The sequence below is a fragment of the Pseudomonas sp. MWU16-30322 genome (genome assembly GCF_020515535.1).
GTDB classification, from domain to species: domain Bacteria; phylum Pseudomonadota; class Gammaproteobacteria; order Pseudomonadales; family Pseudomonadaceae; genus Aquipseudomonas; species Aquipseudomonas fluorescens_H.
The window spans coordinates 224,576-240,340 of record NZ_JAIWYL010000001.1; the positions used below are offsets into that span (position 1 = coordinate 224,576).

Here is a 15,765-nt window from a genome sequence, read left to right on the forward strand (position 1 = left end):
CTGTAACGGGGTGACGGCGGGGCGCGGGATTATGCCTCAAGTGACGGCGTTTGGTTGATCATCTCGCGGATCTTGTTGGCCAGCACTTCAATCGAAAACGGCTTGGCCACCATGTCCATGCCATCCTCGAGAAAGCCCTGGCGCTCGGCGGCTTTCTGCGCATAACCGGTCATGAACAGCACTTTCAGGCCCGGACGATGCTGGCGAGCGATTTCCGCCAGTTGCCGGCCGTTCATCCCCGGCAGGCCGACGTCGGTCACCAGCAGATCGACCCGCAGCTCCGATTCCAGCAGCGGCAGGGCGGCGCTGGCGTCGGCGGCTTCGTGGGCGAGGTAGCCCAGCTCCTTGAGCAGATCGAGCACCAGCATGCGCACCGCCGGGTCATCTTCAACCACCACCACGGTTTCGCCACAGGTGGCGGTTGGCGCAGCGCTGGTTGGCTCCACCAGCGGATGTTCGGGCTCCAGCAGGTTCAGGCGCGGCAGGTACAAGCGCACGCAGGTGCCGTGATCCGGCAGGCTGTCGAGGCTGACATGGCCGCCCGATTGCTGAGCGAAACCATAAATCATCGACAGTCCCAGCCCGGTGCCCTGGCCGATCGGTTTGGTAGTGAAGAACGGATCGAACGCCTTGGCGCGCACCGACGGGGTCATGCCGGTGCCGTTGTCGCTGACCGCCAGCATCAGGTAGTCGCCGGCCTTGACCGGTTCGAGGGTGGTGATGTCGTTGCCGTCGAGGTAGACGTTGGCAGTTTCGATCAGCAGCTCACCGCCGTCGGGCATCGCATCGCGGGCGTTGATCACCAGATTGAGCAGGGCGTTTTCCAGTTGACTGACGTCGGTACTGATCGGCCACACATCGTCGGCCAGCCGCAGCGTGAGTTCGATCGGGTCGCCTTTGGTGCGGCGGATCAAATCTTCCAGCGAATGAATCAGTTCATTGACGTTGAGGGTTTTGCGGTCCAGCGACTGCCGGCGCGAGAACGCCAGCAGGCGATGGGTCAGCGCCGCCGCACGGTTGGCCGACGACACCGCCGCTTCGGTGAAACGCCCGATTTCATGGGCGCGGCCGTCGGCGATGTAGCGTTGCATCAGATCGAGGCTGCCGATGATTCCGGTGAGCATGTTGTTGAAGTCGTGGGCGATACCGCCGGTGAGCTGACCGACCGCTTCCATCTTCTGCGCATGGCGCAACGCATCTTCGGCGCGCTCGCGTTCGAACATCTCGTTTTGCAGGCGCTGATTGGCCTGGGCCAGTTGTTCGGTGCGGGCGCTGACCCGTTCCTCGAGGGTTTCATTGAGATTGCGCAGCGCTTCTTCGGTCTTTTTCCGTTCGCTTTCGTCGATCACAAAAATGTAGAAACCGTTGACCGCGCCATCGGCACCGTGGCGCGGCAGGTAGTTCATCAGCGCGTGACGGCTGCTGCCGTCACGGTGCGGGGTGTACAGGCTGAACGAGCAGGGCCGCCCGGCCAGCGCCTCGGCAATGTATGGTGCGCGCAGAAAGTAGGCCTCTTCGCCGATCACCTCGCGAATGGTGCGCCCATACAGTTCCTGCGGCGTGAGGCCGTACCAGTCCAGATAGGCGGCGTTGTTCAGACGGAAGCGTTCTTCGTGGTCGACATAGCTGATGAGGATCGGCATCGCGTTGATGATCAGCTGCAATTCCGTCTGGCTCTGACGCAGCGCCTGTTCGGTGTGCTTACGGTCGGTCAGGTCCAGTGCGGCACCGAGGAAACGCACCGGTCGCCCGTGGTGATCCTTGTAACAGCGGCCGCGGGCAAACACCCAGCGCAGTTCGCCGTCGGCTTTCAGCAGGCGATATTCCTCGGCGTATTCGGTGCCGTGGGTGATGCAATGCTTGATGCTGCGGGCGATCAAGGCGCGGTCTTCGGGATGCACGCCTTGCAGGTAGTCGCTGATCGGCAATTGGCTGGCCTGCGCCGGATCGATGCCGTGCAACTGGGCGAAATGCGCGTCGGCAATGAAACGATCTTCGCCGATGTCCCAGTCCCAGGTGCCGACCGCGTCGGTGGCGGCCAGCGCCAGTTGCAGGCGTTCTTCAGTGTCGCGCTGGGCCTTGAGGCTTTCTTCGGAGCGGCGTTGCAGTTCGAGGGCGATGCGCCGGCGTTCGTTGGTTTCGATGGCGGTTACCAGAATCCCCGCCACTTGCGCATTTTCATCGCGGATCGGACTGTAGGTCAGGTCCAGCCAGAAGTCAGACTCTATGCCTTCGCGTTGCAGGGTGAATCGCCGTTCGCTGTAGGTGCGCACCTGGCCTTGTAGGACTGCTCGATAAATCGGGTCGGTAAAGTCCTGAAGTTCTGGCCATATCAGGTGTGCAGGCTGTCCGAAAGCGTGCGGATGCTTGCTGCCGGCGAGCATCGCAAAGCCATTGTTGTAGATCTGCGTGAGCTGCGGCCCCCACAACAGCAGCATCGGCATCGGCGAGTGAATCACGATGTCCACCGCGGTGCGCAGGCTTTGCGGCCAGGTGCCAGAAGCGCCCAACGGAGTGCGGCTCCAGTCGGTACGGGCGATCAGGGCTTGGGCGTCATCGGGGGAGGGTGCTGCGTTCATCACATCTATCCTGAGCGTCGGTCAGTGCGTTGGCATCTACTATTCTTGCACTTGCGGTAGACGCTGTATGACCCGTCACGTCACGACAGCGGGTCATTTCTGTTCATTGAAAGCTTCGCGGGTGCTTTTTGCCATGGAAATCGATGCACTGTTGCTCCGTCTGTCGAGCCAGCACGGCTCTGACCTGTTCCTGTCCACGGGAGCGCCACCCAGTGCGCGCATCGATGGCGTGCTGACGCCGTTCAGCGAGCGGCCGTTCAAGCCCGGTGAGGTCGAGGCCATCGCCAACTCCTTGATGGACGCCGAGCAGCGGCGCGAGTTCGATCGGGATCTGGAAATGAACCTGGCGATTTCCCGCACCGGTATCGGGCGTTTTCGGGTGAACATCTTCAAGCAACGCAATGACGTGTCGATCGTGATCCGCAACGTCAAACTCGATATCCCGCGTTTCGAAGACCTCAAACTGCCGTCGGTACTGCTGGAAACGGTGATGCTCAAACAAGGGCTGATCCTGTTCGTCGGTGCCACCGACTCCGGCAAGTCCACTTCGCTGGCAGCGCTGATTGATCACCGCAACCGCCACAGCAGCGGGCACATCATCACCATTGAAGACCCGGTGGAGTATATCCATCGACACCAGCGCTCGATCATCAATCAACGCGAAGTCGGCGTCGATACCCGCAGTTTCCATGCAGCGCTGAAAAACACTCTGCGGCAGGCCCCGGACGTGGTGCTGATCGGCGAAATCCGCGACCGCGAGACCATGGAACATGCGCTGACATTCGCCGACACCGGGCATCTGGTGCTGTCGACGTTGCATGCGCACAACGCCAATCAGGCGCTGGACCGTATCGTCAATCTGTTCCCCGAAGAGCGCCGCCCGCAGTTGCTGCACGCGCTGGGCAACAATCTCAAAGCGTTTGTCTCGCAACGGCTGGTGCGCACTGTGGACGGCCAGCGCCGGGCGGCGGTCGAAGTGATGCTCGGCACGCCCACCATCGCCGACCTGATCCGCCGCAACGAATTGGGCGAACTCAAGGGCATCATGGAAAAGTCTGGCGAGGTCGGGATGCAGACCTTCGACGCGGCGCTGTACGGGCTGGTGGTGGAGGGCGTGATCAGCGAAGACGAAGCGCTCAAGCATGCGGATTCGCAGAACAACCTGCGCCTGCGCCTGAAACTGCATGCAGAGGCGGGGCCGGCACCCGCGCCCACTACATCAGGCGATTGGGGCCTGATGGATTAACACCCCACCCCTGTGGGAGCGGGCTTGCTCGCGAATGCAATCTATCAGTCGATATCAGCGGGACTGACACACCGCCTTCGCGAGCAAGCCCGCTCCCACAAGGGGATGAGGGATCAGTCCGACAGCTCCGGGCGATTGCGGAACTGCTCCAAGGCCTCGGGATTGGCCAGCGCATCGGTATTTTTCACCGGCTCGCCATGCACCACATTGCGCACCGCGAGTTCCACCACCTTGCCGCTGATGGTGCGCGGAATATCGGTCACCGCGACGATCTTCGCCGGCACATGGCGCGGTGTGGTGTTGGCGCGGATCACCTGGCGGATCTGCTGTTGCAGTTCGTCATCCAGCGCAACACCGTCCTGCAGGCGCACAAACAGCACCATCCGCACATCGTCCTGCCATTGCTGCCCGATCGCCACGCTGTCCAGCACCTGCGGGACTTTCTCGACCTGACGATAGATTTCCGCCGTGCCAATACGCACGCCGCCGGGGTTGAGCACGGCGTCGGAGCGACCGTGGATCAGCATCCCGCCGTGAGGCAGTTGCTCAGCGTAATCGCCCTGGGCCCAGACGCCGGGGAACAAGCTGAAATAGGACTTGTGCAGTTTTTCGCCGTCAGGGTCGTGCCACAGGCCGATGGGCATGGCCGGGAAGTGCCGGGTGCAGACCAGCTCGCCTTTTTCGCCGATCACGGCAACGCCGGCGTCGTTCCACACCTCAACCGCCATGCCCAGGCTCTTGCCCATGATTTCGCCTCGGCGTACCGCCGACAGCGGGTTGCCGTTGACGAAGCACGACACCACATCGGTGCCGCCCGACATCGACGCCAGGCACACATCGCGCTTGACGTCGCGGTAGACGAAGTCATAACTCTGCGGCGACAGCGCGGAACCGGTACAGAGCAAGGTCTTCAGGCTACTCAGATCATGGCTGTGCGCAGGCTTCAAGCCGCTGCTTTCCAGTGTTGCGAGAAATTTCGGGCTGGTGCCGAATACGCTGATGCGCTCGTCGTCGATCAGATCCAGCAGGCGCTCATGGCCGGGATGAAACGGCGAGCCGTCATACAGCACCACCGCGCTGCCGACCGCGAGCGCCGAGACCAGCCAGTTCCACATCATCCAGCCGCAAGTGGTGTAGTAGAACAACCGGTCACCGGGGCCGAGATCAACGTGCAGTCCGTGTTCCTTGGCATGCTGCAGCAGCACGCCGCCAGTGCTGTGCACGATGCATTTCGGTATGCCGGTGGTGCCACTGGAGTACAGCACGTACAACGGGTGATTGAACGGTACCGGGACAAAACGCGGTTCGCCGCCGGGTTGGTAGAAATCGTTCCACAACGTCACGTTGGCGTGGCTGCGGTAATCCTCGGCACGGGCCTGTTCGCGGGCATAGGGCACGATGATCAACTGCTGCAGCGACGGCAGTTGCGCGAGGATTTCGTTGACCTTGGTGGTCTGGTCGATGTCTTTGCCGGCGTAACGGTAGCCGGCGCAGGTGATCAACACCTTGGGTTCGATCTGGCCGAAACGGTCGATCACGCCGTGGGTGCCGAAGTCCGGCGATGAGCACGACCAGATCGCGCCGAGGCTGGTGGTCGCGAGCATCGCCACCAGGGTTTGCCAGGTGTTGGGCATGCACGCGGCCACCCGATCGCCGAGGCCGATTCCGCAGGCGATCAGGCTGGCCTGAAAACCGGCGACTTGCTCGGCCAGTTCGGACCAGGTCAGTTGTTCGCGCTGGCCGTTTTCCGCCACGGCAATCACCGCGACTGCATCGTCACGACGGCGCAGCAGGTGCTCGGCAAAATTCAGGGTCGCACCGGGAAACCATTCGGCACTGGGCATTTGCGCGCCTTCACGCAGGACGGCTTCGGGCTGGGTGTGAAAGCGGATGTCGAAGAAGTCGACGATCGCCTGCCAGAACGCCTCGCGCTGATCCACGCTCCAGCGGTGCAGGTCGGTGTAGCTGCTCAAGGCCAGGCCATGACGCTGATTGATAGCGCGGCGGAAATTGTCCATGCGCGATTGGGCGATACGCTCGGCATCGGGTTGCCAGAGGATGTCGGACATTGGTTTGCCTCTTGTTTTGTTGGTCAAGCACACAGGTCAGAGTGCAGCACTTACTTATGTGGCGAGGGAGCTTGCTCCCGATCGGCTGCGCAGCAGTCGTAAATTGCCGGGGGCGGCTTCGCCACCCAGCGGGAGCAAGCTCCCTCGCCACAGCGGTCCAGCGCTGCTTATTGCGCCAACCACCCCCCATCAATATTCCACGCCGCCCCCCGCACCTGACTTCCAGCCTCGCTGCACAGAAACAACACCAATTCCCCCAGATGCTGCGGCGTGACGAACTCCAGCGACGGCTGCTTCTCCGCCAGCAGATCATGCTGCGCCTGCTGCGGGTCGACCCCTTTGGCAGCACGATCATCGATCTGTTTCTGCACCAGCGGCGTCAGCACCCAGCCCGGGCAGATCGCATTGCAGGTGACATTGCTGGTGGCTGTCTCGAGGCCGACCACTTTGGTCAAACCAATCACCCCATGCTTGGCCGCAACATACGCGGCTTTGCCGGTCGAGCCGACTTGGCCGTGCACCGAGGCAATGTTGACGATCCGCCCCCAGCCCTTGGCGCGCATCCCCGGCAAGCTGAGGCGGGTGCTGTGGAACACCGATGACAGGTTGATCGCGATGATCGAATCCCAGCGCTCTACCGGGAACTCCTCAACGGCGGCGACATGCTGGATCCCGGCGTTGTTGACCAGAATGTCGACGCCGCCAAATTCACGTTCGGCGTAAGCGATCATCTCGGCAATCTGCGCCGGATCGCTGACATCGGCTGGGTGGTGACCGACCTTGCCGCCGAACTGGCCGACTTCGGCGATCACGCTCGACGCATCGCCAAAACCGTTGAGAATCAGATTGGCGCCGGCCTTGGCCAGGCTCAGGGCGATGCCCAGACCGATGCCGCTGGTGGAGCCGGTGACCAGTGCGGTCTTGCCCGAAAGAGTCGTCATGAATACCTCACACAATGCCAGTGGCGTAGAAAGTGCCGATCACTACGAAGACCGCCAGGGTCTTGATCAGCGTAATACAGAAAATGTCTTTATAGGCTTCGCGGTGGGTCAGGCCGGTAACCGCCAGCAGGGTGATCACCGCGCCGTTGTGCGGCAGAGTGTCCATGCCGCCGCTGGCCATCGCGGCCACGCGGTGCAGCACTTCCAGCGGAATGTTCGCCGCGTGCGCCGCCGCGATGAACTGCTCGGACATCGCCGCCAGCGCGATGCTCATGCCGCCCGACGCCGAACCGGTGATACCCGCCAGCAGGGTGACGGTAATCGCTTCGTTGACCAATGGATTGGGGATTTGCTTGAGCCAGTCGGCCAGCACCAGAAAGCCTGGCAACGAAGCGATTACCGCGCCGAAGCCGTATTCCGAGGCGGTGTTCATTGCCGCCAGCAATGCGCCGCTGACCGCGCTTTTGCTGCCTTCGGCGAGTTTGCTGCGGATCGCCTTGAAGCCGAACACCAGCACCATCAGGATGCCGATCAGCAATGCCGCCTGCACCGCCCAGATCGCCGTGAGCTTGGCGATTTCCGTGGTCACCGGCGCGGCCATCCCCGGCAGCGCCAGGCTGTGGGTCTTGCCGTACCACTGCGGAATCCACTGGGTGAACAACAGATTCATGATGCCCACCGCCAGCAGTGGCGACAGGGCGATCCATGGATTCGGCAGCTGCAGATCTTCGGCCGTTTCCGGCTCGTTACGCAGTTCGGTGCCGTAGCCTTCACCCGCGCGCTGCGCCTTGTTGCGCTGGCGCTGCAGGAACAGCATGCCGGCGCAGAACACGAAAATCGTACCGATCACCCCCAGCCACGGCGCGGCCCACGCGGTGGTGTTGAAGAAGGTGCTGGGGATGATGTTCTGGATCTGCGGAGTGCCGGGCAGGGCGTCCATGGTGAAGGAGAACGCGCCGAGGGCGATGGTCGCCGGAATCAGGCGCTTGGGAATATTGCTCTGGCGGAACATCTCGGCGGCAAACGGATACACCGCAAACACCACCACGAACAGCGATACGCCGCCGTAGGTGAGCAGGGCGCAGACCAGCACGATCACCAGCATCGCCTGTCGGGTGCCGAGCAAGCCAATCGCCGCAGCCACGATCGAACGGGAGAACCCCGACAATTCGATCAACTTGCCGAACACGGCGCCGAGCAGGAATACCGGGAAATACAGTTTGATGAAACCGACCATTTTCTCCATGAACACCCCGGTGAAGGCAGGGGCGACGGCGGACGGGTCGGTGAGCAGGACAGCGCCGAGGGCGGCAATCGGGGCGAAGAGGATAACGCTGTAGCCACGGTAGGCGGCGAGCATCAGCAGCGCGAGGGCTGCCAAGGCAATGATCACACTCATGGTGTGTCTCCAGGGATTGTTATTTTTGTGGGTGAAGCGGGTGTGGGGAGGGCTTTAGCGAGATCTGTGCCAGATATTCAAACCATTGAAATGTAAGGGTTTTATAGGTTTCAGCGTGTTGAGAGTTGAAGGGTTGTCTCTTTCTGGAGATTTTTGCTGAGAGGGCTGACGCCTTCGCGAGCAAGCCCGCTCCCACATTTGGAATGCGTACCCCCCTGTGGGAGCGGGCTTGCTCGCGAAGCTCTTGCTGCTGTCTTTTTTTGGAGACTTAAGTCTCTTTATTGAGACTCTGCGATACCCAAGGCCAGCATCTTCTTGTACAGCGTCGAGCGTCCCAGCCCCAGTCGAGCCGCCGCCTCCGGCACTTTGCCCGCACATTGCGCGAGGGCAGACTGGATCAACTGCCGGTCAAACCGCTGCCGTGCCTCGGCGAATGTCTCCTCGGCCAACGGTTCCAGCGTCGAACCCGACGGACGCTCAACCGGGGTAAACGTGCCGATGGCTGCACGAATATCCTCTTCGGTGAGGATCAGGTCATCGCTGAGCAGCGCCGCGCGCTCCAGCACGTTGCGCAATTCACGAATGTTCCCCGGCCAAGCATGTTGTCCGAGCAGTTCCAACGCCGCGCGGCTGAGTTCATGCTGGCTACGCAACTCTTCAAGAATCGCTTCGCTGAGCGCCGGCAAATCGTCGAGACGCTCGCGCAGCGGCGGAACCTGGATCGGCAGCACGTTGAGGCGGTAATACAGATCGGCGCGGAACTCACCGCGCTTGATCGCGGCTTGCAGATCGGTCGAAGTCGCCGCGATCACTCGCACATCGCTCTGAATCACGTCGTTGGAGCCAACCGGTTCGAATTCCTTTTCCTGCAGCACCCGCAGCAGTTTGCTCTGCAGCGGCAACGGCATGTCACCGATCTCATCGAGAAACAGCGTGCCGCCCTGTGCGATCTGCAACTTGCCGGTCCGACCCTTGCGGTCAGCGCCGGTAAACGCACCGGGCGCGGTGCCGAAAAACTCGGCTTCCAGCAGCGCTTCGGGAATCGCCGCACTGTTGATGCTGACGAAGGCTTTGTGCGCCCGGGGCGAAGCGCTGTGAATCGCCTGGGCCAGCAACTCCTTGCCGGTGCCGGTTTCGCCGAGCAGCAACACCGGTGAATCGGTGCTCGCACTGCGACGGGCGCGGCGTTTGACTTCGAGGCTGGCGCTGCTGGTGCCGATGAAATGGGCGAAGTTGTATTTGGTCTGCCGCGCCCGCAGCAGCGAGCGGGTCGAGGCCAGTTCTTCCTGCATGCTCAGGTAGCGCTTGAGCATCGGTGACAGGCTGCGCAATTCGTCGAACAGGGCAAACCCGATGGCGCCGATCACCGCTCCGGCGGCGTCGAGGATCGGCAGACGCATCACCACCAGCGGCTCTTTCGGCGTGTCCTGCATGTCCAGCAGAATGGGGCGGCCGGTGCGCACCACTTCACGCAGCAGGCTGCCGGGGATCACGCTTTCGCAGGGTTTGCCGATGGCTTTTTTCGCCGACTCAAGACCAAAACGCCGCGCATAGCGCTCGTTCATCCAGACGATGTTCGCGTCACGATCGACAATCACCGTGCCTTCGCTGGACTGCTCGATGATCTCGAACAGCGAGCGGATCGCCAGCGTGCGAACGCGTTGGTAGTCCTTGAGGCTTTCGGTGGTGTTCATGCGTGGGTTGATCCGGAGTTTGGGTTGTCTGTAAGGCCCTCTTCGCGAGCAAGCCCGCTCCCACAGGTTTCTCTGGGGTACCCAATATTTGGGTACAACCCGAATCCCTGTGGGAGCGGGCTTGCTCGCGAAGGCCGCGACTCGGTTTCAAGTCAAACGGTGATCATGCCTACCCCGGATGTGCCGCCGCCAACAGCTCCTTGGTGTAAGGATGCTGCGGCGAATCGAACACCTCATGGCTGGCACCGCGTTCAACCACTTTGCCGTCCTTGATCACGATCATGTCATGCGCCAGCGCCCGCACCACCGCCAGGTCGTGGCTGATGAACAGGTAGGTCAGGCCGTGTTTTTCCTGAAGGTCGCGGAGCAGGGCGACCACTTGTTTCTGCACGGTACGGTCAAGGGCCGAAGTCGGTTCGTCGAGCAGGATCAGCGCCGGTTTCAGCACCAGCGCCCGGGCGATGGCGATGCGCTGGCGCTGACCTCCGGAAAATTCGTGCGGGTAGCGATGACGACTCTCCGGGTCCAGGCCAACTTCCTTGAGCACGCGGATCACCTGTGCATCGCACTCTTCGGCGCTGGACTGGCAATGCACCTCCAGCCCTTCACTGATGATTTGCGCCACGGACATCCGTGGACTGAGACTGCCGAACGGGTCCTGAAATACCACCTGCATCTGCCGACGCCACGGCCGCAACTGCTTCTGATCGAGACCGTCGAGGGCCGCGCCCTGAAAGCGGATGCTGCCCTCGGAGTCGAGCAGCCGCAGAATCGCCTGGCCCAGGGTCGATTTACCCGAACCGGACTCGCCGACGATGCCCAGGGTTTTGCCGCGCTGGATATTCAGGCTGATGCCGTCCACCGCCCGCAAATATTGTTTGCGCTGGAACAGCCCGCCACCGACAACGAACTCGACCCGAAGATCATCCACCTCCAGCACGTTCTCGCGCTCGTCCCGGGGCAGGGCTTCGCCCTCCGGTTCGGCATTCAGCAGCACGCAGCTGTAAGGGTGCTTCGGTTCGGTAAACAGGGTTTCGCACGGCGCCTGCTCGACGATCTCGCCAGCCTTCATCACGCACACCCGTTGCGCGATGCTGCGCACCAGATTGAGGTCGTGACTGATCAGCAGCAGCGACATGCCCAGGCGTTGTTGCAAGGACTTGAGCAGCAGCAGGATCTTGCGCTGCACCGTCACATCCAGCGCCGTGGTCGGTTCATCGGCGATCAGCAGTTCCGGCTCGCAAGCCAAGGCCATGGCGATCATCACCCGTTGCCGCTGGCCGCCGGACAGTTGATGCGGATAGGCCTTGAGGCGTTCTTCGGGCTTTTGAATACCCACCAGTTCCAGCAGTTCAAGGATGCGTTGTTGCGCCGCTTTACCGCCCAGTCCCCGATGCACCAGCAGGGTTTCGCCGATCTGCTTTTCGATGGTGTGCAGCGGATTGAGCGAGGTCATCGGCTCCTGGAAGATCATCGCGATGCGGTTGCCACGCAGTTCACGCAGGACCTTGGGATCGGCGCCGAGCAGTTCCTGACCGCGATAGCGAATGCTGCCGCTGGTTTGCGCATCGCCTTCGGGGAGCAATTGCAGGATCGAATGCGCGGTTACCGACTTGCCCGAGCCCGACTCGCCGACCAGGGCCAGGCATTCGCCAGGGCGGATGTCCAGGCACAGGTTGCGCACCGCCGGCTGGCCATGGAAGGCGACATTCAGGTCACGGATTTCGATCAGGTTATCAGTCATGGTCACACTTCAGGATCGAGGGTCGAACGCGTCACGTAACGCTTCGCCGATGAACACCAGTAAAGAAAGAATCAGCGCCAAAGTGAAAAACGCCGTCAGCCCGAGCCATGGCGCTTGCAGGTTTTGTTTGCCCTGACCGATCAGCTCGCCCAGCGAAGCACTGCCGGCGGGCATGCCGAAACCTAGGAAGTCGAGGGCGGTGAGAGTGGAAATCGCCCCGGTCAGAATGAACGGCAAGTAACTCAGCGTCGCGTTCATCGCATTGGGCAGGATGTGCCGGAAAATCACTTTGCGGTCAGTCAGGCCCAACGCGCGAGCCGCTTTGACGTATTCCAGGTTACGTCCGCGCAGAAACTCCGCGCGCACCACATCCACCAGTGCCAGCCACGAAAACAGCGCCATGATCCCCAGCAGCCACCAGAAATTCGGCTCGACGAAACCGGACAGAATGATCAGCAGATACAGCACCGGCAATCCGCTCCAGACCTCCAGCACGCGTTGCCCGAGCAGATCGACCCAGCCGCCGTAATAACCTTGCAGAGCGCCGGCGGCGATGCCAATCAACGCGCTGATAGCGGTCAGCATCAGGGCAAACAGGATCGACACCCGGGCGCCGAAAATCACCCGCGCCAACACGTCGCGCGCCTGATCGTCGGTGCCCAGCCAGTTGACACTGGAGGGCGGGCTCGGCGCGGGTTGGTTGAGATCGTAGTTGGGGGTGTCCTCGCTGAACGGGATCGGCGGGAACAGCAGCCAGCCACCGTCCTTGCGGATCAGGTTCTGCACATACTCACTGCGGTAATCGGCCTGGAACGGCAGTTGCCCGCCAAACTCCTGCTCGGTGTAGCGCTTGAAAACCGGAAAGTAGAGTTGGTTTTGATAGCTGACGACCAACGGTTTGTCGTTGGCGATCAGTTCACCACCAAGGCTGAGCAGGAACAGGCCGATAAACAGCCACAACGACCACCAGCCTCGGCGGTTTTTCTTGAATCGTGCAAAACGGCGACGGCCCAGAGGCGAGAGCTTGAACATCAGGCGTTCCTCGCGGCGAAGTCGATACGGGGGTCGACCAGGGTGTAGCACAAGTCGCCGATCAGTTTTATCAGCAGGCCGAACAGGGTGAAGATGAACAACGAGCCGAACACCACCGGATAGTCCCGGGAAACCGCCGCTTCGTAGCTCATGCGGCCGAGGCCGTCGAGGGAAAAGATCACTTCGATCAGCAGCGAACCGGCAAAAAACACGCTGATAAACGCCTGCGGAATTCCCGAAACCACCAGCAGCATCGCGTTGCGGAACACGTGGCCGTAAAGCACACGGCGTTCGCTCAAGCCTTTGGCGCGTGCGGTGACCACATATTGTCGGGTGATTTCATTGAGGAACGAGTTCTTGGTGAGGATCGTCAGCGTGGCGAAACCACCGATGACCAGTGCCGTCACGGGCAACACCAGATGCCAGAAGTAATCGGCGATCTTGCCCAGGGTCGACAGCGATTCGAAGTTGTCGGAGACCAGCCCGCGCACCGGAAACCAGTTCAATGATGTGCCACCGGCAAACACCACGATCAGGAACATCGCGAACAGAAACGCCGGCATCGCGTAGCCAATGATGATCGCAGTGCTGCTCCAGATATCGAAATGGCTGCCGTGATGCACCGCCTTGCGGATGCCCAGCGGGATCGACACCAGATAGGTGATCAGCGTCGCCCACAGGCCGAGGGAAATGGTCACTGGCATTTTTTCCAGAATCAGGTCGGTGACCGTCGCGCCGCGGAAAAAGCTTTTGCCAAAATCCAGCTGCGCGTAGTTCTTGAGCATCAGCCACAGGCGTTCATGCGCCGGTTTGTCGAAACCGTACTGTTTTTCGATGTCCTTGATCAGTTGCGGATCGAGGCCGCGGCTGGCACGCGAAGTGCTGCTCATGGTCTCGCTGGAACTGCCGCCGACACTGGCACCGCCGATCCCTTGCAGATGAGCGATGGCCTGTTCGACCGGGCCGCCGGGTGCCGCCTGAATGATCACGAAATTGACCAGCAGAATGATCACCAGCGTCGGAATGATCAGCAGCAGGCGCCGCAGAATGTATGCCAACATCAGTGCGGTCCTCCGGGTCTGCCACGGCCGATTTTTGCGGCGGTCATCTGCTGGTTGGTCAGCGGCGTACTGCTGACTTCCCACCAGCTCTCGATCGCTTCGTCATTGCTGGCCTGTATCGCCGGCATGCCGAAACGGTTCCACCACACGGTGGAGGTGCCCGGCGGGTAATAATTGGGAATCCAGTAGTAATTCCATTGCAACACCCGGTCCAGGGCGTGGGCGTAGTGCAGCATGTCGCTTTGGGTCGAGGCGCGGATCAGGCCATTGATCAAGGTATCGACTGCCGGATTCTTCAGCACCATGTAATTGTTGGCGCCGGGGTCGTTGGCCGAAATCGAACCGAAGTAATTGAGCAGCTCGCCACCCGGAGACGTGGTGACCGGATAGCCGGTGACGATCATGTCGTAGTCGCGGCTCATCAGGCGATTGACGTATTGCGAAGAGTCGATGCGGCGGATATTCAGGTCGATGCCGATCTGTTTCAGCGTGCGCTTGTAAGGCAGGAGCAGACGGTCCATGCCGTTCTGGCTGACCAGAAAGGTGAAACTCAACGGCTCGCCCTCGGCGTTGACCAATTGGTCGCCATCAGGTTTCCAGCCAGCCTGTTCCAGCAATCGCAGGGCTTGCAGTTGCTTGTCGCGGATCAAACCGCTGCCATCGGTTTTCGGCGCTTCGAAGACCTGGGTGAACACCTCTTCTGGAATTTGCCCGCGCAACGGTTCGAGGATTTTCAGCTCGGCGGCATCCGGCAACTCGCGGGCTGCCAGTGCGGAGTTGGAGAAATAGCTCTGCTGGCGGATGTACATGTTGCGCATCATCTGCCGGTTGCTCCACTCGAAATCCCAGAGCATCGCCAGCGCCTGGCGTACCCGACGATCCTGAAACATCGGTTTCTGCAGGTTGAATACAAAGCCTTGGGCCGATTGCGGGGCTTCGGTGGCGAGGTGGGCTTTCTGCAAGCGGCCGTCACTCAGCGCGGGGCTGTCGTAGCCGATCGAATAGCCGGTCGCGGAAAACTCGCGGTTGTAGTCATAGGCGCCACCGCGCAGAACCTGACGGGCGACATCGGTGTCGCCGAAATACTCGATGCTGAAGTGATCGAAGTTATACAGGCCGCGACTGACCGGTAGATCCTTGCCCCACCAGTCAGGGTTGCGCTCGAAGGTGATGCTGCGCCCGGAGTCGACCTTGCCGACCCGATACGGGCCGCTGCCCAGTGGCGGTTCATAACCACCACCGCCGGCGAAGTCGCGGGTTTTCCACCAGTGCTCGGGGAATACCGGCAGGGTGGCGATGTCCAGCGGCAAGGTGCGGTTCTCATTGCTCTTGAAATCGAAACGCACGGTCAGCGGCGCTTCCACTTCCACGCCTTTGACGTCGGCGAACTGCGTGCGATAACGCAGGCTGCCCTGGGTCATCAACAGGTCATAGGTGTAACGCACATCTTCGGCAGTGATCGGTTTGCCGTCGGCGAAGCGTGCCTTGGGATTGATGAAGAAGCGCAGCGACAGGCCATCCTCCGAGCGCTCCATCTTTTGCGCCACCAGGCCGTAGACCGTGTAAGGCTCATCCATCGAGCGCTGGGCCAGAGGCGAATAGAGCATGCCGTCGATCTGGGTGACGCCGATGCCTTTGTCTATATAAGGCAGGATGTGATCGAAATGCCCGATCTCTATCGCCGAGCGGCGCATGGTGCCGCCCTTGGGGGCCTGCGGGTTGGTGTAGTCGAAATGGCTGAAACCGGCCGGGTATTTGGCGGGTTCGCCATAGACGGTCAAAGCGTGTTGCGGGGTGGCGTCCACACCAGCGGCGCCCAACAACAGGGCCACGGCAGTGAACAGCAAAGTCGGGAAAGCCAGTCGCATTGTCAGCCTTAAAGCCGGGTGATCGATAAGCGCAATTTGTACGCGAGCGGCGCGTCAGTCGCCAGCCGTATCCTGTAACCAAAACACAACGGCCCACCAAAAGGCGGGCCGTGGCACAGCAAACCGGACGCG

10 protein-coding genes are annotated in these 15,765 nt (G+C 61.3%); 1 reads left to right on the forward strand and 9 read right to left on the reverse strand.

Annotated elements, in window-relative coordinates; translation table 11 throughout:
- Positions 1–29: 29 nt before the first annotated feature.
- The gene (locus LCH64_RS00945; RefSeq protein ID WP_226499203.1) at positions 30–2,579 is read right to left on the reverse strand and encodes a hybrid sensor histidine kinase/response regulator; all 2,550 of its coding nucleotides are present in this window, start codon (positions 2,577–2,579) and stop codon (positions 30–32) included.
- Between the two features lie 133 nt (positions 2,580–2,712).
- Here LCH64_RS00945 and LCH64_RS00950 point away from each other — a divergent pair, with 133 nt between their 5' ends.
- Positions 2,713–3,825, forward strand: a complete 1,113-nt coding sequence (locus LCH64_RS00950; RefSeq protein WP_226499204.1) for a PilT/PilU family type 4a pilus ATPase — start codon at positions 2,713–2,715, stop codon at positions 3,823–3,825.
- A 113-nt stretch (positions 3,826–3,938) separates the two neighbouring features.
- On the opposite strand, the gene LCH64_RS00955 is transcribed toward LCH64_RS00950, so the two are convergent.
- The 8 genes from LCH64_RS00955 to LCH64_RS00990 form a co-directional block, all read right to left on the reverse strand.
- Positions 3,939–5,894 carry an acetoacetate--CoA ligase gene (locus tag LCH64_RS00955; RefSeq protein ID WP_226499205.1) on the reverse strand — a complete coding sequence of 652 codons (1,956 nt, stop codon included), beginning with the start codon at positions 5,892–5,894 and terminating at the stop codon, positions 3,939–3,941.
- Positions 5,895–6,061: 167 nt separating this feature from the next.
- Positions 6,062–6,835: a 3-hydroxybutyrate dehydrogenase gene (gene hbdH / locus LCH64_RS00960; RefSeq protein WP_027612662.1), complete on the reverse strand. Its 774-nt coding sequence runs from the start codon at positions 6,833–6,835 to the stop codon at positions 6,062–6,064.
- A gap of 7 nt (positions 6,836–6,842) precedes the next feature.
- Positions 6,843–8,234 (reverse strand): GntP family permease, encoded by a 1,392-nt coding sequence (locus LCH64_RS00965; RefSeq protein ID WP_226499206.1) that lies wholly within the window; start codon positions 8,232–8,234, stop codon positions 6,843–6,845.
- A gap of 278 nt (positions 8,235–8,512) precedes the next feature.
- A complete protein-coding gene (locus tag LCH64_RS00970; RefSeq protein WP_226499207.1) occupies positions 8,513–9,928 on the reverse strand; it encodes a sigma 54-interacting transcriptional regulator in 1,416 nt (471 codons plus the stop codon).
- A 169-nt stretch (positions 9,929–10,097) separates the two neighbouring features.
- Entirely contained in the window at positions 10,098–11,672 is a 1,575-nt protein-coding gene (locus LCH64_RS00975; protein ID WP_226499208.1) for an ABC transporter ATP-binding protein, read from the reverse strand.
- 9 nt (positions 11,673–11,681) lie between these two features.
- Positions 11,682–12,704 (reverse strand): ABC transporter permease, encoded by a 1,023-nt coding sequence (locus LCH64_RS00980; protein WP_226499209.1) that lies wholly within the window; start codon positions 12,702–12,704, stop codon positions 11,682–11,684.
- A complete protein-coding gene (locus LCH64_RS00985) occupies positions 12,704–13,765 on the reverse strand; it encodes a microcin C ABC transporter permease YejB (protein WP_226499210.1) in 1,062 nt (353 codons plus the stop codon). Before LCH64_RS00985 ends, LCH64_RS00980 begins: the two co-directional genes overlap by 1 nt.
- Positions 13,765–15,633, reverse strand: a complete 1,869-nt coding sequence (locus tag LCH64_RS00990) for an extracellular solute-binding protein (RefSeq protein ID WP_226499211.1) — start codon at positions 15,631–15,633, stop codon at positions 13,765–13,767. Before LCH64_RS00990 ends, LCH64_RS00985 begins: the two co-directional genes overlap by 1 nt.
- Between the last annotated feature and the right edge of the window lie 132 nt (positions 15,634–15,765).

What these genes read in the sequence shown, in the direction of transcription:
- LCH64_RS00980 (WP_226499209.1), bottom strand. Translation starts at nt 12,704, where the DNA reads ATGTTCAAGCTCTCGCCTCTGGGCCGTCGCCGTTTTGCACGATTCAAG.
- LCH64_RS00950 (WP_226499204.1), top strand. Translation starts at nt 2,713, where the DNA reads ATGGAAATCGATGCACTGTTGCTCCGTCTGTCGAGCCAGCACGGCTCT.
- LCH64_RS00990 (WP_226499211.1), bottom strand. Translation starts at nt 15,633, where the DNA reads ATGCGACTGGCTTTCCCGACTTTGCTGTTCACTGCCGTGGCCCTGTTG.
- hbdH (WP_027612662.1), bottom strand. Translation starts at nt 6,835, where the DNA reads ATGACGACTCTTTCGGGCAAGACCGCACTGGTCACCGGCTCCACCAGC.
- LCH64_RS00975 (WP_226499208.1), bottom strand. Translation starts at nt 11,672, where the DNA reads ATGACTGATAACCTGATCGAAATCCGTGACCTGAATGTCGCCTTCCAT.
- LCH64_RS00955 (WP_226499205.1), bottom strand. Translation starts at nt 5,894, where the DNA reads ATGTCCGACATCCTCTGGCAACCCGATGCCGAGCGTATCGCCCAATCG.
- LCH64_RS00970 (WP_226499207.1), bottom strand. Translation starts at nt 9,928, where the DNA reads ATGAACACCACCGAAAGCCTCAAGGACTACCAACGCGTTCGCACGCTG.
- LCH64_RS00965 (WP_226499206.1), bottom strand. Translation starts at nt 8,234, where the DNA reads ATGAGTGTGATCATTGCCTTGGCAGCCCTCGCGCTGCTGATGCTCGCC.
- LCH64_RS00985 (WP_226499210.1), bottom strand. Translation starts at nt 13,765, where the DNA reads ATGTTGGCATACATTCTGCGGCGCCTGCTGCTGATCATTCCGACGCTG.
- LCH64_RS00945 (WP_226499203.1), bottom strand. Translation starts at nt 2,579, where the DNA reads ATGAACGCAGCACCCTCCCCCGATGACGCCCAAGCCCTGATCGCCCGT.